Annotated in this window: 15 protein-coding genes and 1 pseudogene; 15 read left to right on the top strand and 1 reads right to left on the bottom strand. The window is 54.5% G+C overall.

Annotated features, from left to right (window positions below; genetic code table 11):
* The 7 genes and pseudogenes from DWV57_RS14610 to DWV57_RS13455 all read left to right on the top strand — a co-directional run.
* Positions 1-607, top strand: a pseudogene (locus DWV57_RS14610) (hypothetical protein); the annotation flags it as partial.
* 128 nt (positions 608-735) lie between these two features.
* Positions 736-2,106 carry an MATE family efflux transporter gene (locus DWV57_RS13480; protein WP_120021054.1) on the top strand — a complete coding sequence of 457 codons (1,371 nt, stop codon included), beginning with the start codon at positions 736-738 and terminating at the stop codon, positions 2,104-2,106.
* Positions 2,107-2,115: 9 nt separating this feature from the next.
* Positions 2,116-4,197 (top strand): hypothetical protein, encoded by a 2,082-nt coding sequence (locus DWV57_RS13475; protein ID WP_120021053.1) that lies wholly within the window; start codon positions 2,116-2,118, stop codon positions 4,195-4,197.
* A complete protein-coding gene (locus DWV57_RS13470) occupies positions 4,194-4,997 on the top strand; it encodes a polysaccharide deacetylase family protein (RefSeq protein WP_120021052.1) in 804 nt (267 codons plus the stop codon). The genes DWV57_RS13475 and DWV57_RS13470 overlap by 4 nt, the downstream gene beginning before the upstream one ends.
* An 11-nt stretch (positions 4,998-5,008) precedes the next feature.
* A complete protein-coding gene (locus DWV57_RS13465) occupies positions 5,009-6,325 on the top strand; it encodes a glycosyl hydrolase family 28 protein (protein WP_120021051.1) in 1,317 nt (438 codons plus the stop codon).
* 4 nt (positions 6,326-6,329) lie between these two features.
* Positions 6,330-8,810: an Ig-like domain-containing protein gene (locus DWV57_RS13460; RefSeq protein WP_120021050.1), complete on the top strand. Its 2,481-nt coding sequence runs from the start codon at positions 6,330-6,332 to the stop codon at positions 8,808-8,810.
* Positions 8,811-8,851: 41 nt separating this feature from the next.
* The gene (locus DWV57_RS13455; protein WP_120021049.1) at positions 8,852-10,279 is read left to right on the top strand and encodes a rhamnogalacturonan acetylesterase; all 1,428 of its coding nucleotides are present in this window, start codon (positions 8,852-8,854) and stop codon (positions 10,277-10,279) included.
* Here DWV57_RS13455 and DWV57_RS13450 read toward each other — a convergent pair.
* Positions 10,276-11,157: an AraC family transcriptional regulator gene (locus tag DWV57_RS13450; RefSeq protein WP_120021048.1), complete on the bottom strand. Its 882-nt coding sequence runs from the start codon at positions 11,155-11,157 to the stop codon at positions 10,276-10,278. The two genes, DWV57_RS13455 and DWV57_RS13450, sit on opposite strands and share 4 nt — an antisense overlap.
* A gap of 204 nt (positions 11,158-11,361) precedes the next feature.
* Between DWV57_RS13450 and fucO the strand changes: the two genes are divergently transcribed.
* The 8 genes from fucO to DWV57_RS13410 all read left to right on the top strand — a co-directional run bounded on the left by fucO (position 11,362) and on the right by DWV57_RS13410 (position 19,814).
* A complete protein-coding gene (gene fucO, locus DWV57_RS13445; RefSeq protein ID WP_120021047.1) occupies positions 11,362-12,510 on the top strand; it encodes a lactaldehyde reductase in 1,149 nt (382 codons plus the stop codon).
* Positions 12,511-12,743: 233 nt separating this feature from the next.
* Positions 12,744-14,048 carry a rhamnulokinase family protein gene (locus tag DWV57_RS13440; RefSeq protein ID WP_120021046.1) on the top strand — a complete coding sequence of 435 codons (1,305 nt, stop codon included), beginning with the start codon at positions 12,744-12,746 and terminating at the stop codon, positions 14,046-14,048.
* A gap of 15 nt (positions 14,049-14,063) precedes the next feature.
* A complete protein-coding gene (locus DWV57_RS13435) occupies positions 14,064-15,482 on the top strand; it encodes an arabinose isomerase (protein ID WP_120021045.1) in 1,419 nt (472 codons plus the stop codon).
* Positions 15,483-15,515: 33 nt separating this feature from the next.
* Positions 15,516-16,343: a rhamnulose-1-phosphate aldolase gene (rhaD, locus tag DWV57_RS13430; RefSeq protein ID WP_120021044.1), complete on the top strand. Its 828-nt coding sequence runs from the start codon at positions 15,516-15,518 to the stop codon at positions 16,341-16,343.
* A 10-nt stretch (positions 16,344-16,353) separates the two neighbouring features.
* Positions 16,354-16,671: an L-rhamnose mutarotase gene (locus DWV57_RS13425; protein ID WP_120021043.1), complete on the top strand. Its 318-nt coding sequence runs from the start codon at positions 16,354-16,356 to the stop codon at positions 16,669-16,671.
* A gap of 327 nt (positions 16,672-16,998) precedes the next feature.
* Positions 16,999-18,033 carry a TRAP transporter substrate-binding protein DctP gene (dctP, locus tag DWV57_RS13420; RefSeq protein WP_120021042.1) on the top strand — a complete coding sequence of 345 codons (1,035 nt, stop codon included), beginning with the start codon at positions 16,999-17,001 and terminating at the stop codon, positions 18,031-18,033.
* Positions 18,030-18,500 (top strand): TRAP transporter small permease, encoded by a 471-nt coding sequence (locus DWV57_RS13415; RefSeq protein WP_120021041.1) that lies wholly within the window; start codon positions 18,030-18,032, stop codon positions 18,498-18,500. The genes dctP and DWV57_RS13415 overlap by 4 nt, the downstream gene beginning before the upstream one ends.
* Positions 18,501-19,814, top strand: a complete 1,314-nt coding sequence (locus DWV57_RS13410) for a TRAP transporter large permease (RefSeq protein WP_120021040.1) — start codon at positions 18,501-18,503, stop codon at positions 19,812-19,814.
* Positions 19,815-19,872: the final 58 nt, after the last annotated feature.

Genomic DNA, 19,872 nt, shown 5'->3' with positions numbered 1-19,872 from the left:
TCTTAGGCGGGAAGGCGGTGGTAACACCGCTGACCCAGCCGATTACTGGGCAAGTGATGACAAGGGCAATGCTGCTTTGACCGACCGTGCAAAGGAGTGGCTGAACTCCGGTCACAACGACTTTACCGGCTTTGAGATGTCCACCGGCGAAACGCTGGAACTGTGGAACACTCCCTTTATCGTGATGAACGGTACCCTGACCCAGTATGGCGATGGAGAGGGCGGCTACCGCTGCGCTTCTACGCTGGGCTGGAGCGATGTCAATGAGATCAGTGCTCAGAGCGAAAACTTCCAGAAGTGGCAGAAGACCACTGGCCACGAGAACTGGAAGGAGTGGCTGGGCAGCGATTACTGCGAGAAAAGCCCCCTGAAGAACGTATCCAGCTTTACCAGCCTGCCGGATGACAATATGCAGCTGATGATCGATGCCATCAAGGATAAGGTCACCACCGCAAGCTGGAAGATGGTCTATGCTTCTTCCGACAGCGAGTTCGATGCCCTGTGGGATCAGATGGTCGCCGACTGCAACGGTCTGGATGCCAACAGCATCATCGAGTGGCGTCTGGCTGACCTCGAAAATGCAAAGACGATCCGCGACTCTCTGTAAAAATCATAGCGGACGCAAGCTCCGGTCTGCATGATATCCTGCTGACGGAGTTGAGATCTGGATAACACAGAAGCCGTGTTCCGCAACCTTTTGCGGGACACGGTTTCTTCTTTTATGAAGCAAATGATATGACACAGAATAAAACACCTGCGCATCAGACAGATATGACCCATGGCTCTATCCTCGGCTGCACCCTGCGCTTTGCTCTGCCGATTTGCGCTGGCAGTGTCCTTCAGCAGATGTACAGCACCGTAGATACGCTGGTCATCGGCAATTATTGCGATTCCTCTGCACTGGCAGCGGTTTCCACCAGTTCGCAGCCGCTGGAAATTCTTTTGTGTGTCTTTCTCGGTATTGGTTCTGGCATTTCAATCCTTGTTTCGCAGGCTTGCGGTGCGTCCGATCAGGATGCGCTGAAAAAGCTGCTCAAAGCATCCGTGTTCTTCCTCTACGCAGCAGCGATTCCACTTACGGTGTTGGGGCTTGTATTGGGGCCGGTTCTCTTGAATCTGATGCAGGTTCCGCCGGATGCTATGCCTTATGCAGTGCAGTATCTGCGCATTGTTGCCATCGGTATTCTTGGCAACATGGGTTACAATTTCAATGCAGGCATCCTGCGAGGGCTTGGCAACAGCAATTCTTCTCTGGTGCTTCTGCTGGTATCCTGTGTGGTCAACATTGCGCTGGATCTGCTCTTTGTAGCGAAGTTTGGCATGGGTGTCTACGGTGCTGCATGGGCGACCGTGATTGCACTGGCACTCTCATGGCTGTGCAGCATCTGGTATATCCGCCGCTATGCACCGGAGCTGGAATTTCCACTGTTGCCCCATCGATTCGATGGGAAAACGCTGCGGAAGATGATACAGATCGGCCTCCCACTTGGAATGAACACGGCACTCTATTCCACCGGACACCTGATTTTGCAGATTCTGTTCAATCTTCAGGGTTCGACTTTTGTTGCAGGCTGCTCGGTGGCCGGAAAAGTCACCAGCCTTGCCAACCTTGCCATTGCATCGCTCTCCTCAACAATGACGGTATTTTCCGGTCAGAACCTTGGTGCAGGAAATTATCGCCGACTGTGCCGCAGCGCATGGCTGATTCCGTTGAGCGCGGGAGCCATCACATTATCTGCTGGAATCCTCGTTACAATTTTCTGCAACCCGCTCCTCGCACTCTTCACACACGATACCGCAGTTCTTGCGTTTGCAACGCGCTACATCCATATCGTTCTTCCGTTCACATGGATGTATGCGATCATGAACGTCATCATGTGCTTTGCCAATGGCATTGGAGAGATCAAGTATCCGACCATCGTAAATCTTTTCATCCTGTGGGGTGTACGGATACCGGTCGCATATCTGCTTTCACGGCTTGGCTATGGCGGCTATGCAATGGCCAGTGTACCGCTGAGTTTTCTGGCTGGTATGATCCTGATGCTGTTTTATTTTCGTACAAAGCGATGGGCCAAACTTTGCGCCCTTGCAAAAAATGAACCATAGGAGGTTCGTATGGAGTTACTCACACTGCTTTCCAAACCCTCGCGCGAATTTACCCCGATCCCGTTCTGGTTTCTGAATGGCAACCTGATCCATGACGAGATCCGCCGCCAGTTGAATGATTTCAACGCACACGGCGTATCCGGCGTGGTGCTGCATCCCCGCATCGGCCTTGCAAAACGCATCAAATACCTTTCCAAAGAATACTTTTCCTACATCCGCACGGCGGTCAAGGAAGCTGCTGCGCTGAACATGACGGTCGTTCTGTACGATGAGGGAATGTACCCGTCCGGCTCCGCAAACGGCATGGTCACTGCGGGCCGACCCGATTTGGTCAGTCAGGGCATCACGCTGGTGAGCGAGAGCAAGCCGGGAGATGAAGTCCTTGCACAGACACCGCAGGGCGTTCTGGTGGTGCGCAAGAGCGGCGGCACCATCCGCGGCATCCACTGGGGCGAAGACGATGGCGAACCGAACGCCCCGGAAAGTGCCGACATCCTGAACCCGGAGGTCGTGCAGCGGTTCATCGGCTTGACCCACGATGCCTACTACCGTGAACTGAAAGAATACTTCGGGAATACCATCATCGGCTTCTTCACCGATGAACCCAGTATTCTGGGGCGGAACGTGGGGAATATGTTCCCTTGGACAAAGGGCTTTGCCCAGCTTTTCACCGAAGCAGGCGGCAAGCTGGAAAACCTGACCGCACTGTTCGAGAAAACCGAAAATGCCGACACCCGGCTCTATCATCAGATGATCCTTGACCGGGAGGGCGGCGTTTACTATGCGGCTCTTTCCGGCTGGTGCGAGCAGCACGGCATCTGCCTGATGGGACACCCCCACCAGAGCGATGATATTGAGGTGGAAAAATACTTCGGCATCCCCGGTCAGGACTTGTGCCTGCGCTGGATCGCACCGGAAAAGGACTGCCTTGTGGGGCTGGATTCCACGCTGGGTAAGTGCAGCGCGGATGCGGCCCGCCTGATGAACCGCCGCCGCAATTCCAACGAGTGCTTTGGAGCCTGCAACAAGGACAACAATCCGTGGCAGCTCTCCGGCGGGGACATCAAGTGGTACACGGACTGGCTGGCCGTGCGCGGTGTCAACCTGTTCATCCCTCATGCGTTCTATTACAGCATCACCGGCAAGCGGAAAGATGAGCGCCCGCCCGATGTCGGCCCCAACAGCAACTGGTGGAAGCACTATAAGCTGTGGTCTACCTATCTGCGGCGGCTGTCCTGCCTGATGACGGACACGACCGCTCTCCTGCCGGTGGCGGTGCTGTGCCGCAACCGCGCATTGGAACCGGATGCCGTTCGTCCGCTCTATGAGCAGCAGGTCGGTTTCCAGTATCTGCCGGAAAGCGTCTGGAGGGATTGCCGGGTGCAGGACGGAAAACTGCATTGCCGCGGCATGGAGTTCTCGGCGGTGATCGACCCGGAACAGCGGTTCCCCGATGCGCCCGCGCTCCCCAAAGACCTCTCGCCCCTTGCAGACCTTCAGTGCAGCCCGGCGGCTCCGCAGCTGCGCAGTGCGCACTTCCTGCGCGCAGGCAGTGAGTGCTGGTTCCTTGTGAACGAGGGCAACACCGACCTTCACACCACCATCACGCTGCCCACTACCAAAAAAGTCGGGCAGTATGACCTCTGGGCAGGGAAAGCAGCCCGTGCGCAGGCAAAGGATTTTGCGTTGAACCTGCCCAGCCGCAGCAGCCTGCTGCTGTTCACCTGCGAGGAGGCGGACTTTGCCGCTCTGCCGGAACAGCCGAAACCACTGCTGCTCCCTGTGCCGGAGTTTACCCTGAAAAAAGCCGATGGCATTCAGGTCAAAAAGACCTACGTTGCCGAGGTGGAATACAGCGCAGAACAGGCAAACGACGATTATCCGCTGATGGAACTGGATGCCGAGGAGATGGCCGAACTCTGGGTCAACGGAAAATTTGCCGGAGTTTCGTTCTGGAATAAGCACCGGTTCGATTTGAAGGGCCTGCTCCATCCGGGCAGCAATGCGTTCAAGCTGGTCGTGACAGGTAGTCTGGCAAACCGCTATGGCAAACGCGCCGTTCCCTACGGCTTACAGGAGGCTTCTGCATGAGTTTGAAAAATATCTATACCTGTTTTCCCGGCGGCAAGCACAAGGCCCTGACTTTCAGCTTTGACGATGGCCGCGTGGAAGACCGCCGCCTTGTGGAACTGTTCAACCAGTACGGCATGAAGGGAACCTTTAATCTGAACTCCGGTCTGCACAATGCAGAGCGCATCCCGGTCAGCGAATATAAGGAACTGTATCGTGGGCATGAGGTGGCCTGCCACACCGTGCTGCATCCCACCATTGCACGCTCTCCGCTGGATCAGGTGGCCCAGCAGGTTCTGGAAGATCGCCGTGCATTGGAAGAACTGGTCGAGACCCCAGTGCGCGGTCTTGCTTATCCAAACGGCAGTTACACCCATAAAATCATGGAACTGCTGCCGGCACTGGGCATCCGCTATGCGCGTACTGTGCGCAGTACGCAGGGGTTTGCCATCCCGGAAGATTTTACCGAGTGGGATCCGACCTGTCATTTCCGGCGTGGGATGCTGGAACTGGGCCAGAAGTTCCTGACCATGCACAAGACCCAGTATCTGTACCTGATGTACGTCTGGGGTCACAGTTATGAACTGCCCGAACAGGATGGCTGGGCACAGATGGAGCAGTTCTGCCAGATGATGAGCCATCAGGACGACATCTGGTACGCTACTAACATCGAAATTGTAGATGCGCTGGAAGATGCTGCCCGGCTCCAGTTTACCGTAGACGGTGATCTATGCTATAATCCCAATGCTGCATCCTGCTGGGTCAGCGTGGGAGGAAAAATCTACGAACTTCCCGGTGGAACGACAACACGATTTGAGTGAGGAACACACCCATGAAACATGAACTTGAATTTTTCCCGGACGGAACCCCAATCGACGATTGGTTCTATGAGATCGAAACCCCGGAACTTTCTGCGCTGGGCAAGCAGTACCCGCTAACGGATTACGGCATCCTGCCGGATGGCCAGCTGCATACAAAGGAGATTCAGTCCGTCATTGACTTTGCAGCCAAGGAGGGCGGCGGTGTTCTGGTAGTTCCGGCTGGTGTTTACCACACGGGTGCGCTGCACTTCAAACAGGGCGTGAATCTGTATGTAGCACAGGGCGGCACCCTGATGGGCAGTGATGACATTGCCGATTATGACCTCTGCGAAACACGCATGGAAGGACAGAACTGTATCTACTTCTCGGCCCTCATCAACGCCGATGGCGTGGATGGCTTTACCATCAGCGGCCCCGGCACCATCGACGGCAACGGCCTGCGCTCTTGGCGGGCGTTCTGGCTGCGCCGCAAGTGGAACCCCAAATGCACGAACAAGGACGAGCAGCGTCCGCGGCTCGTGTTCATCTCCAACAGCAAAAATGTGACCTTTGCCAATATCACCCTGCAAAATTCGCACTTCTGGACGAGCCATCTCTACCGCTGCGACCATGTGAAGTACCTGAACTGCCGCATTCTTTCACCGGCGCACCCGGTTCCGGCTCCCAGCACCGATGCCATCGACATTGATGTCTGCACCGATGTTCTGGTCAAGAACTGCTATCTGGAAGTGAACGATGATTCGGTCGTGCTGAAGGGCGGCAGAGGCCCGTGGGCCGATACTGCACCCGAAAACGGCATCAATGAGCGGATTTTGGTGGAGGACTGCCACTATGGTTTCTGCCATGGCTGTCTGACCTGCGGTTCGGAGTCCATGCACGATCGCAACGTCCTGATTCGCCGCTTGAAAGTAGACCACGCCTGCAATCTGCTCTGGCTGAAAATGCGCCCGGATACCCCACAGCATTACGAGTACATTACGATGAAGCAGGTGGATGCCGTTGTGGAGAGTTTTGTCAACATCAATCCGTGGACGCAGTTCTATGATCTGGAAGACCGCAAGGACATTCCGCTTTCCTATGCAGATCACATCACCGTGGAGGACTGCCGCTGTGAGTGCCGCGAATACTTCAACGTAAAACCGGAACCGACACAGTATCAACTCTCGGACTTCACATTCCGGAATCTGGACATTCGCGCAAAAGAAAATTCCTTTGACCCGACCGCAGTGAACGGTATGGTCTGCGAAAACTGCAACATCACCCCTCTGGATACCGCACCGGACATCAATTACATTCCCCCCGTACCGCATACGATCGAGGAGGCATAAAATTATGAATAAGAAAAGACTCGTGGCCTGCCTGCTTACGGCCAGCATACTCGTTTCTTCTGCATGGAACGTCTGTGCAGTCGGCCCGGATACCGCAGCAGCCGGACAGGTCATAAGCTATAGCGCACTGCCGTATCCAACCTATGTGTACAATCCCACGACCTTGGAACTTCCATTTGGTGAAGCATTGCCAGAACAATTTCCCACAGAAGTGACCGCTGTGATGAACGATGGCTCGATTGGAACGGTAACCGTTGGCAAATGGACCGCGATTCGTGAATTTAACGCAGCAGAAGAAGGCATCTATGTTTACGGTGCCAATGTTGTTCCGGTCGAGGGAAAATATCAGGTACTGGAAGATTCTCTGACACCCAATGAAAACCCTACTGACCCCAGCGAACAGCGGACGGACTACACCTATGATGTGTATTATCGTATCGGCTACTTTAAGACGGGCAGCAGCTATAATGCGTATGCACGTTCTATGGAAAATCTGGATCGCGGCGTGTATGCGGTGAAGTCCGATGATGGTGTGTTCATTTCTTGGAGAATCCTTGCAACAGAGTATGGTGAGGATATTTCCTTTGATGTGTACAGAAATGGCATCAAGATCAATTCCTCTCCGATCACAGACAGAACCAATTTTACCGATGCAAAAGGCAAAGCCGGCGATGTGTATGTAGTTGCAAAGATTCAGAACGGCCTACAGTATAACAGCGAGGCTGTTGCCGCTCTGGAAAACAATTATATGAGCATCCCTCTGCAAAAGCCGGAACCCCAGCCCACCAAAAACGGAGACCTTTCTTCGTATACGATCAATGATACCGGCGTGGGTGATGTGGATGGCGATGGACAGTATGAAATCATTGTAAAATGGTATCCGGACAATGCATTTGACTCTGGCAAGGCTGTGGCACCTTCCTCTCCGACCATCTTTGACATCTATGAGATGGACGGTACTCCGTTGTGGAGATTGAACATGGGTCTGGAAATGCCCTCTGGTGCCCACTTTAACCAGTTTATGCTTTACGATATGGATGAAGATGGCAAAGCAGAGCTGTTTATCAAGACCTCCGATGGTACGATCGCCTATAAGCCGAATAAAGCTGGCAAATTTGATATGACCGATGAGAGCACGATCGTTTCCTATGTGGGCGATAAGAGCGTGGTTCCCGGTACAAATATCAATGCAAACGGCCATGCAAGCCCTGACTCAAATGAATATGTGACGGTATTCAATGGGCAGACCGGTGAAATCATTGACAGCATCGACTACATCAATGTGACTGGCAATTACGATGACTGGGGCAAAGCAGGCGATGGCGGCAACCGCTCTGCACGTTACAATATTGCAATCGGCTATCTGCCCAAAGAAGCAGGCAGCACCGAAACGATTCCTGCTGTATTCTTTAACCGCGGCTACTATGCAAAAACTACGATTGCTGCCTACACGTTGAGAAATGGAAAGCTGCAGCTGGAGTGGAACTTTGTGGCCCTGACCGGTGAGGATGCCGCAGATAAGGGAAACCATAATGTATCGACCGGTGATCTGGATCAGGACGGTTTTGATGAGATCTGCATCGGCAATATGGCGGTTGACCATGACGGCTCGCTGCTCTGGGTCAAGAATGGCAAGGATGGACAGGATTTGGGAAGCCACGGCGATGCCATCCACCTTGCGGCAATGAATCCGAACAATCCTACGCAGCTCTATGTTTTCTCTCCCACAGAGGAGTACAAGGTGGCAACGGTAAATCAGGCTCTGAGCAATGCTGGAACCGGCCTGCGCTATGATGGTATCTGGACTTCGGCAAAGGATGTGGGCCGTGCAGTAGCGGCGAATATCACTCCGCTGCCCGGATACGAATACTGGGGTCAGGCAAACAACAGCGGTGTATACAACATTCTGAGTGGAATGGTCAATCCGAGCCGTGCAGGTCTGCCGGCAAACTGGGTCTTGTACTGGGACGGTGACCTGCTCAGCGAACTTGGTGATGGCGTTGAGAAAGAATCCTGCGATTTCGGCGTGTATAAATACAACTGGGAAAGTGGTGCGGTGGATACCATTGATGTGCTGGATGGCAAGACGAACAATTCCACCAAAAACAACCCCAGCCTGACAGCCGATATTCTGGGTGACTGGCGTGAAGAAGTCGTGCTTAGAAACGAGGACGACACCGAGCTTCGTATCTACATGACAACGACAGAAACGGACTACATGATCTATACGCTGATGCATGACCCTGTCTACAGAAATTGTGTGGCGAACCAGAACAGCGCATACAATCAGCCCCCTCACATCGGATTCTATCTTGGCGAAGATAACAAGGAACAAGTCTTGTCCATGAATTTGCCTATTGCAAATATTGTTTACACCACGGAATCCAAAGAGGTTGGAAAGTCCATCGGTACGCTGGACTATGCTGGTATCCTTGCCCTGAAGAAACAACAGGCTCTTGACACACTGAAGGGATTCTTCAGTTAAGTCTTTGAATCCAATGAAAATTCGGATATAGAGGACGCATTATGAAATCTGAAACTTTCACCATTTCCTTGGAAAAGGGCGCACAGGATTCCATCCCGTTTTATAGCCCCAGCCAGCTCTTCGGGTTTGTGGACGAAGCTGCCCATAACGCACAGCCAGAACTCAATATCTTTGAGTTGAACAGTGGATTCCATGTACCCTACTGGTACGCATCGGAAGAAATCACAAAAATCCAGCAGGACGAAAACGGCTGTTTTCTGGATTCGGATGCACTGGTGCAGTCTTTGTGGGAAAAGGATGGCGCAGTCCAGCCGCCGCAGCGATTTGTTCCGCTTTGCTTCAAGGCGGCTGTTCCTCGTGCCGGAAATTACCGCGTGAAACTCACGCTGACCGCCCGCGCGGAGGAAGAACAGCTTCTGATTTTCCACGGATGCCGCCATCTTGCGTGGAAAGGCTCCTTGCGGCAGGGCGCGGTGCTGTCCATCTGTTTCACGGTCAGTGTTTCGCCCATCATCCCCAATGGAAAAGACCGGCCCTTTGAAAAAAATGCTCTGGACATTGCGGTGGTCGGCCACTGCCCGGCACTGGATTTTCTGTCTGTTGTGCCCATCGAGGTCCCCACAGTCTACCTTGCCGGAGATTCCACGATGGCGGACTACGGTGCAGAATATCCCTACCACCCGGCGGCGTGCTACGGCGGCTGGGGACAGGCGCTGGACTTGTATCTGGATGGGAGTGTGGCCGTGTGCAACCACGCGCACAACGGACGCTCCACCGAAACATTCCGCAACGAGGGTCATTTTGACCTCATCCAGAAGCAGCTGCGCCCCGGCGATTTTGTGGTGATCCAGTTCGGCCACAACGACCAGAAGCATCCGCATTTGCAGGCATACAACGGCTACCCGGAAAATCTGCGCCGGTTCATTGCGGAGATTCGCGCAAAAAAAGCCCTGCCCATTCTTGCAACGCCGATCGCGCGCAATACATGGACAGAGCAAAACGGAAAACTCACCTATAACGATCTCCTGCACGACCATGCGCAGGCGTGTATCGCGCTAGGCAAAGAACTGAATGTCCCCGTGCTGGATCTACATCAGGCCGCCATGGAGGACATCATCCGGCTGGGCCGGGATGCTTCCAAAATCTACTATCATCAGGGGGATTGGACGCACACCAACGATTACGGCGCAGTCCGTGCCGCTGGATATGCGGCCGATGCTCTGCGTTCGCTGGGCGGTACGTTCCCGGAGTATCTGCCATTGATTCAGGCGGTGTCAGCATCCATCAAGCCGTGGAAGCCGGAAGCCGCACTGCTTCTGGAAAAGCCTGTGCGTCTGGCCGGGGTAAAAGGCCCCAATGGTACGGAAGAAGGAACTGCCGCACAAGACCATCAGGCTGAAAAGGATGGCGGCGATGCGCTGGCACGGCTGCTTGCGGCGGTGCAGAGTGCCCGTGGACAGGGCGGTTAACCTTGCTCCGGGTTTCCGGCACTTTTCAGTGCACTTTTGCGATACTGTAAAGGGCTTTGCCCGGTCGCCTTGGCAAACCGGGTGGAAAAGTTGCTGGCATCTCCAAAACCGACCTGCTGCGCGATCTCGGTTACGCTGTGGTCGGTGAGGACAAGCAGTTCCTTTGCCTGCGTGATGCGGAAGTTGACGAGATAGTTGTAGGGCGTTGTACCCATATACCGCCGGAACAGCCGCAGAAAATAGCTCTTGCTCATGTGGGCATCGGCCAGCAGGTCAGCAAGGGAAAGTTCTTTCTGGTAATTCTTGCGCAGGGTTTCCGCAGCCTGCAGAATGACCTGCCGTGCGCTGGTGGTCTCGGCCTCTGCAAGAATGGTCTGCGCGCACAGGGCAAGCATCCCGTGCAGAGTCAACCCGGTCTGCACCATGCTGTCCACGTTGCCGCGTTCCATCTGGCCCAGAATCGTTTCAAACAATTCCTGCATCTTGACCCCGGTGATCTGCACCGGGGTCAATTTTTTGCCCGGAAACAGCAGCGGCTCCATGGCCGCAACGCCCACACCGTCCAGATGCACCCAATAATGGTGCCAGCAGCTTTGCCCCGGTGCGGTGCAGTAGCTTTGCGGAGTACGGCAGTTGAGCAGCAATGCCTGCCCGGTGCTGAGGGTCACATGGGTCCCATCCTGCTCGATCAGTCCGGCTCCGCGCAAGGTGTAGAACAAAATGTAGCTTTCTTTGTCGGTGCGGGCAGTGGAAAAATGCTGCTGGGCATAGAACACTCCCGCTTCGGTGCAATAATAGGGCTGCGCTAGCTCTGCTTCGCTGGGCGTTGTGCGTTTCCAGATGCTTTCTGGGGTCACATCCATGTTATAAGTCAGCATTTTCCGATTCCTCTCTTTCTGTTTTTAGTATAGCGCACACGCCTTTTGGGGGCAAGAGTAGACTTTTCACAAAAAAGAGGATACTTTTTCGGATGGAATTTTCCGAACGCGGCCAGTATACTAATGAACAGAAAGTTTGTTATCTTTCTGCCAATCCAAACGATTGCAGCAAAAAGAGAAGTGTCAATTTGGAGGTTTTGTATTATGGCTGATCGTATTGTTCTGAACAGCATTTCTTACCATGGCCACGGTGCCATCGAGAACATTGTTCCCGAACTGACCGCTCGCGGCTACAAGAAGGCTTTCGTCTGCTCTGACCCCGACCTGATCAAGTTCGGTGTCACCAAGAAGGTCACCGACCTGCTGGACGCTGCCGGTTTCGCTTACAGCGTGTACAGCGAGATCAAGCCCAACCCCACCATCGCCAATGTGCAGGACGGCGTGGCTGCTTTCAAGGCAGCAGAAGCTGACTGCATTGTGACCATCGGCGGCGGCTCCTCCATGGACACCGCAAAGGCCATCGGCATCATCATCAACAACCCTGAGTTCGCCGATGTGCGTTCTCTGGAGGGCGTTGCTCCCACCAAGAAGCACGCTGTGTTCACCATCGCAGTACCCACCACTGCCGGCACCGCTGCCGAAGTTACCATCAACTACGTCATCACCGACGTGGAGAAAAAGCGCAAGTTCGTCTGCGTGGATACCAACGACATCCCGGAGATCGCAGTCGTTGACCCTGATATGATGTCCTCCATGCCCAAGGGCCTGACCGCCGCCACCGGTATGGATGCTCTGACCCACGCCATCGAGGGCTACATCACCAAGGGTCACTGCACCATTTCCGATATGTTCCATCTGGAAGCCATCAAGCTGATCAGCGAGAACCTGCGTGGTGCGGTGCAGAACACTCCGGAAGGCCGCGAGGGTATGGCTCTGGGCGAGTATATTGCCGGTATGGGCTTCTCCAATGTGGGTCTGGGCATTGTTCACTCCATGGCACACGGCCTGTCCGCTCTGTATGACACTCCCCACGGTGTGGCCTGCGCCATCCTGCTGCCGGTCGGTCTGGAGTACAACAAGACCGTCGCTGGCGAGCGTTACCGTGCAGTCGGCAAGGCTATGGGCGTGAAGGGTATCGACGAGATGAACGACGCACAGGCCGCTGATGCAACCATCGCTGCTGTCAAGAAACTGTCTGCTGATGTGGGCATCCCCACTAACCTGAATGGCATCCTGAAGGAAGAGGACATCCAGTTCCTCGCTGAGTCTGCTTATGCAGATGCCTGCCGCCCCGGTAACCCCCGCGACACCAGCGTGGAGGAGATCGTGGAGCTGTACAAGAGCCAGCTGTAAGATTCCGCATAACTGCTTTGCTTAAATTCCCCATTTCTTCTTCATTACCCCCATAACGCAAAAAAGCTGGAGCGTTCCTTCCATACGGAGCGTTCCGGCTTTTTTGTTTGCAGCAGATGCTTTTTCAAAATCATAGAGTAGACTTTTCACAAAGAATGTGTCACCTTTGCCGATGGAATCACGATGCCCGAACCCGTATACTTAGGTCAAAGAATCCACACAGGAGGCGCATTATGCAAAAGAAATATCTTGCCATCGACATTGGTGCATCCAGCGGACGGCACATTGTCGGATGGATGGAGAACGGCGTTCTCCGCACCGAGGAAGTGTACCGGTTCCCGAACAGTGTTCAGCGGGTGGACGGGCATCTGGAGTGGGACATCGACAGCCTGTTCGCCAACGTGAAGAACGGCATCCGGGAAGCCTTTGCAAAGTATCCGGCCATCGAGAGCCTTTCTATTGATACATGGGCGGTCGATTATGTGCTGCTGAAAAACGACCAGCCGATTTATCCGGTCTACGCCTACCGCGACAGCCGGACGCAGGCGGTCATTCCCGAAGTACACAGCATCCTGCCGTTTGAAACGCTCTATGCGCACACCGGTATCCAGTTCCAGCCTTTCAACAGCATTTATCAGCTGTACGCAGACAAAAAGGCCGGGCGGCTGGAGCAGGCCGAAGATTTCCTGATGATCCCGGAATATCTGCTCTGGAAGCTCTGCGGCGTGAAGGCCCGCGAGTACACCAATGCTACCTCCACCGGCCTTGTCAACGCACAGACCAAGGAGTATGACCCGGAAATTCTCAAAGCACTGGGTCTGCCGGAAACCATGTTCCCTAAGTTGACCGCTCCCGGCACGGTGCTGGGACCGCTGAAAGCGGACATTGCCGCCGAGGCGGGCGGACAGACCAATGTGGTGCTGTGCGCTACCCACGACACGGCCAGTGCCGTGGAGGGCATCCCGATGGAGCAGGGCGATGCACCGTTCCTGTCCTCCGGCACATGGAGCCTGCTGGGTGTCAAGCTGGCAAGCCCCGTTACTACGCCGGAAAGCTGCAAAGCCAACTTCACCAATGAGGGCGGTGTGGGGTACATCCGCTACCTGAAAAACATCATGGGCCTGTGGATCATCCAGTGTGTGCAGAAGCAGCTGGGCATCTCCTTTGCAGAGATGGTGGAACTGGCCAAGACCAGCACCTACACCCGCATTTTTGATGTGAACGAAGCCCGTTTCTCCGCGCCGCAGGACATGAGCGCAGAGATTCGCGCCGCTCTTGCTGAAACGGGTGACGCTCCTGCTACGGATGCAGACCTCATCAACAGCATCTATCACTCGCTGGCCTACTGCTATGGCGAAGCCTATCGTGAGATGGAGGAAGTCACCGGCCAGCACTGGGATAAACTGTACATCGCAGGCGGCGGTGCAAAGAACGCCACCCTGAACGAACTGACCGCCCATTATACCGGAAAACAGGTCGTGGCTCTGCCCATTGAGGCGACGGCCATCGGCAATTTGAAGATCCAGATGAACATTTGATAAGGAGGATTTCCCATGCTCGTTGAAACCAAAGCCCGTGTTGGCGTGTTCGCCATTGCTCTGGGAGCCTATCTGCCCCAGTTCCCGACCCTCGTACCCGAATTTGAGCAGCAGTACGCCGACTTCAAAAAGACCATCCCCGACAGCGTAGAAGTCGTTGATGGCGGCATCGTCACCACCAAGGAACTGTCCATGGCCGCAGGCGACAAGTTCCGCGCCGCTGACGTTGATCTGGTCATTTTGCAGCTGCTGACCTACGCTACTTCTTACAATATGCTGCCCGCTGTGCGCGACCTGAACGTGCCCGTGGTTCTCGTGAACGTCCAGAAGAAGAAAGCCCCGGACTACGCCAATACGGACACTCCCACTTGGCTGGGCGAGCTGTACGCCTGCGGTGCAGTCGGCGAGATGGTGGCCGACTTGGAGCGCGCTGGCAAGCGTCACGCCGTTATCACCGGCGTGGTCGAGGGCGGCGACCCGCAGGTGCAGGCTGAGATCGAGGACTGGTGCCGTGCCGCACAGGTGCGCCGCCGCTTCCGCGACACCAATCTGGCACAGATTGGTCGTCCGTATCCCGGCATGATGGACCTGTACATTGACGAAACCAACCTGTACAACCGGATGTTCCTCTACACCAAGCAGTTCGACTGGGAGAAGATGTGGGCCATCGCTGACAACATCACCGATGAAAACGCCATCCGCGCTAAGGCACAGGATATTCTGGACACTTTCGACATCGAGGGTGGCGGCACCATTGAAAAGGTCTGGGACATGGCAAAGTATGTCGTGGCCTTTGAGCAGTGGGTCAAGGATGAGAAGATTGCCTTCATCGCTTCCCACTATGACGGCTTTGCACAGGGCAAGGCCGGTGTGCTGGACAGTATGCTGATCCCGGCCTTCTCCATGCTCATCAAGCAGGGCGTGGCCTGTGCCGTGGAGGGCGACATCAAGGTGTCCATGGCCATGAGCATCCTCAAGACCATCGCAGGCTGCGGCCAGTTGAGCGAGATGTACTCCATCGACTTTGACGAGGATATCTGCATCATCGGTCACTCCGGTTCCGGCGATGCCGATATTTCCGAGAAGAAGCCTACCATGAAGATCGTGCCTGTGTTCCACGGTAAGACCGGTGGCGGCTACCTGACCCAGTTCTACCCCCACCTTGGCCCTGTGACCTATCTGGGCATCACGCAGGACAAGGACGGTCACTTCAAGTTCGTGGTGGCTGAGGGGGTCAACGAACCCGGCCCCATCTTCACCTTTGGCGACACCAATATGCGCACCCGCTTCACCTGCGGCGCACGGGAGTTCTGCAACCGTTGGAGCGAGGCTGGCCCCACCCACCACATGGCTGCGGCAACTGGCCGTCACATTGACACCATTCTGAAAGTGGCAAAAATCTTTGATGTTCCTGTGGACATCATCACCCGATAATTGAGTTTGAAGAAGAAAAGAGAGGTATTTATCATGGGAATTCTGGATGTTGAGATCGTAAAAGGCTTTATGCGGATGTGCAACGATGGCTGGCTTCAGGGCTGGCACGAGCGCAACGGCGGCAACCTGACCTACCGCATGAAGGAAGAAGAAGTGGCCGAGTGCCGCCCCTTCTTCAATGCACAGCCCCGCGAGTGGGTGAACATGGGTGTGCAGGCCGACAATCTGGCTGGTGAGTATTTCATCACCACCGGTTCCGGCAAGTTCTTCCGCAATGTGGAATTGGACCCCGTCCACAGCATCGGTATCGTGGAGATCAACGACAAGGGCGACAGCTGGCGCATTGTCTGGGGTCTGGAAGATGGCGCAAAGCCCACCAGTGAATTCCCCAGCCACTTCATGAACCACAGCGTCCGCAAGGCAGCGACCAACGGTGCGAACCGTGTCATTTATCACTGCCATGCCACCAATGTCATTGCACTGACCTATATCCTGCCCCTGACCGACCGCGACTTCACCCGTGCCCTGTGGCAGAGTGCCACCGAGTGTCCGGTGGTGTTCCCGGAGGGCGTGGGTGTCTGCCCGTGGATGGTGCCCGGTGGTGCGGACATCGCCATGGCAACCAGTGAGCTGATGAAGACCTATCAGGCTGCAATCTGGGCACAGCACGGCCTGTTCGCTTCCGGCCCGGACTTCGACATCACCTTCGGTCTGGCTCACACCATTGAAAAGAGTGCCGAAATTTACGTTAAAGTCCTGAGCATGGGCGGCGGTCTGATTCGTCAGACCATCACGGACGACGACCTGCGCGCCATCGCCCGTGACTTCGGCGTGACCCTGAACGAGAACTTCCTCGACTAAGGAGCAGAACATGGAACACATGGCATGGAAGGGCCGCATCAAGCCCGGCTGCAAGGCCGAATACCAGAAGCGTCACGCAGAAATTTGGCCAGAGATGGTCAAGGTGCTGAAAGACGCCGGTATCTGCAATTACAGCATCTTCTACTGCAACGATGAGCTGTTCGGCTACTATGAGTGCGAAAAGGGCGTGGCCTACGCCGAAAAGGTGCAGGCCGAAAGCCCGGTGGTTGACCGCTGGAACGAGTATATGAAGGACATTCTGGAACTGGAAATGGACCCCGTGACCGGCGCACAGCCCAAGCTGGAACAGGTATTCCGGCTGGATTAAGCGACACTGTCCGATAAAACCAAATTGACTAGAGCCATCCGTAATAAGAACACGGGTGGCTCTTTTTGCTTGCGTTCAAACAATGTTGCACGTTTCAAAAGCACCAACGAATATAAAAAATTATTTATATGTAGAAAAATAGCCAAAAATATTGTATGATTTAACAGGACGATGTTAAAAAGAACAAAATTGTATACAACACAAGCGCAAGATTGTTTGAATTTTTGACTTCATTCGCAATTCTTTGCGAGAAAGTCTGTCCAAGAGTCGCTATACTTATAACCAGAAAGTTGCACCGGAAAAGCAAAAACTTTAGGAGGAATGACAATGAAAAAGACATCAAAAATCTTGTTGACCGTCATTGTCGTCGTGTTGCTGGGAATTGGAATTTCCACCTTTTTCAAGGTAAACGGCAGCATTGGCAGTGACAAGATCCAGCTCCGGCTGGCACACGGTCAGGCGGGCGATTCCGAGATCGGCGGCACGATCGCATATCTGTCCGATCTGGTGGCCGAAGATGAGAGCATGAACATGGAGGTTTCCATCTATCCCAGCGGTGTTCTGGGTTCCGAAACTGCCATGGTCGAACTGGTACAGGCCGGCGTTCTGGACATGGCAAAGATCAGTGCCGGTACGCTGGGACAGTTCGATGACCGCTACACCATCTTCTCGCTGCCGTATCTGTTCAAAGGGCAGGAACATTACTACAATGCAATGGCAAACAGTGAAGCTATCCGCGAACTGTTCAACGCCACGGAAGATGCCGGCTATATCGCGATCGGATATTATTGCAACGGTGCGCGCAACTTCTATCTGAAAGACGATATTGCAGTGACTTCTCCCGAAGTGCTGAAAGGCAAGAAGATCCGCTCTATGGTTAGTTCCACTTCCATGGATATGATCGAAGCAATGGGCGGTTCGCCCGTTCCCATGTCCGCAAGCGAGACCTACACCTCTTTGCAGCAGGGCATCGTGGACGGTGCCGAGAACACCGAACTGGCTCTGACCGTTGATAAGCACGAGGAGATCGTCAAGTCCTACACCTACACCGAGCATCAGTACACCCCCGATATCTACATCATCAGCACGAAAGTCTGGAACAAGCTCTCCAAGGAGCAGCAGGATTATCTGCTGGAGTGCTTCAGCAAACTGAATGACAACTTCGTACAGAAGTACAATCAGATGATGGACGATGCCATGGTCGAGGCAGAAAGCTACGGTGTCCATGTCTACCGCGACATCGACAAGACTCCGTTTATCGAAGCTGTGCAGCCCATTCACCAGAACTTCCTTGCAAAAGGCGAGTCCTACCAGAAGCTGTACGATGATATCCAGAGCTATGCGGAGGATACAGACAAATGAAAGTTTTGAATAAGATTTTGAGTTCCGTTCTTGCCTTCATGGTGGCGGCGATGGTCGTTGTCTGCTGCTGGCAGGTCATTACCCGCTTTGTTCTGGGCAATCCCAGCAAATACACCGAAGAGATCCTGCGTTTCGCACTGATCTGGCTGACTATGCTGGGTGCGCCGTATGCCTACGGTGCCAAGCAGCATCTGGCCATTGACCTGCTGGTCAAGGGTTTTGAACCCGCTGGTCAGCACCGCACCCAGATCTTTGTAGAGTTCGTTGTTCTGGCACTGAGTGCTGCGGTCTTTGTTGCAGGCGGCATCGCCGTCACGATGAACGCCCACGGCCAGATCTCGGCGGCAATGAAGCTGCCCATGGAGTGCTACTACGCCTGCATTCCCATCGGCGGTGCGCTGATGATCCTTTACAGCCTGAACAATCTGTATCATCTCTTCCGGGATAAAAACAAGGAGGTCGCTTAAATGGAACTGCAAGCCGCTATCCTTCTGGTGGTCAGCTTCGCGCTGTTGCTGATGTTCAGCGTACCTGTTTCGTACAGCATCGTTGCATCCGCATTTATCACCATCACCGCTTTCCTGACCCCGCAATTCGGTATGTTCGTTTCCGCCCAGAAAGTCATCGCGGGCATTGACAGTCTGTCCTTGATCGCCGTTCCATTCTTCATCTTAGCCGGTCTGCTGATGAGCAACGGCGGCATCGCGCACCGATTGGTTGACTTAGCCATGCTGGTTCTGCGCCGGGTTCCCGGTGCGCTGGCTCTGACCAACGCCGCTGGCAACGCAATGTTCGGTTCTATTTCTGGTTCTGGTATCGCAGCGGCTACCGCCATCGGCGGCGTTATGCTCCCCATGGAAAAAGAGGAAGGCTATGACGAAGGCTTCTCCGCTGCCATGAACGTGGCTACCGCTCCGGTTGGCCAGCTGATTCCTCCCACGACCGCATTTATCGTCTACTCCACTGCCAGCGGCGGCACTTCCGTCGCTACCCTGTTCATGGCTGGCTGGATTCCCGGTCTGCTGTGGACTGCCGCCTGCATGGTCGTTGGTTATTTCATCGCAAAGAAATACGGCTACATCCGTAAGGGCGAGAAAGCCAAGAAGCTGAGTGCCAGCGAAACCTTGCAGACCATCTGGCGCGCCATCCCCAGCCTGCTGCTCATCGTCATCATCATCGGCGGCATCCTGTCCGGTGTGTTCAGCCCCACGGAGGCTTCCGCTGTGGCTGTTGCCTACGCTTTCATCCTGTCGGTGTTCATCTATAAATCCATCGACCTGAAGGATATGCCCCGTATTCTGGTGCAGACCGCAAACATGACCACCGTTGTCATGCTCATCATCGGCGCATCTTCCGTCCTGAGCTTTGTTCTGAGTTTCACCGGCCTGCCTGCTGCCATCAGTAAAATGGTTCTGGGCATCTCCGACAACAAGTACGTCCTGCTGCTCATCCTGAACATCTTCCTGCTGATCGTCGGCACCTTCATGGATATGGCACCGGCTCTGCTGATCTTCACCCCGATCTTCCTGCCCATTGTCCGCACCTTCGGCATGAGCGATGTACAGTTCGGCGTTATGATGGTCATGAATCTGGCGGTCGGCACCATTACCCCTCCCGTTGGCAACGTCCTGTTCGTGGGCTGCTCTCTGGCAAAGCAGCGTCTGGAGAACGTGATGAAGAGTCTGGTTCCGTTCTTCGTGGCAATTTTCATCTCCTTGATGCTGGTCACTTACATTCCCGCTCTGAGCGAGTGGCTGCCTACCACGCTGGGCCTGATGTAAGCCCCGCAGTGCAAATGCTTGTCAAACCTGAACAGATATGACATAATCAAGGCAAAGG

It is taken from the genome of Faecalibacterium sp. AF10-46, assembly GCF_003604105.1.
Lineage (GTDB): Bacteria > Bacillota > Clostridia > Oscillospirales > Ruminococcaceae > Faecalibacterium > Faecalibacterium taiwanense.
This window is presented reverse-complemented; position numbering and strand designations above follow the sequence as displayed.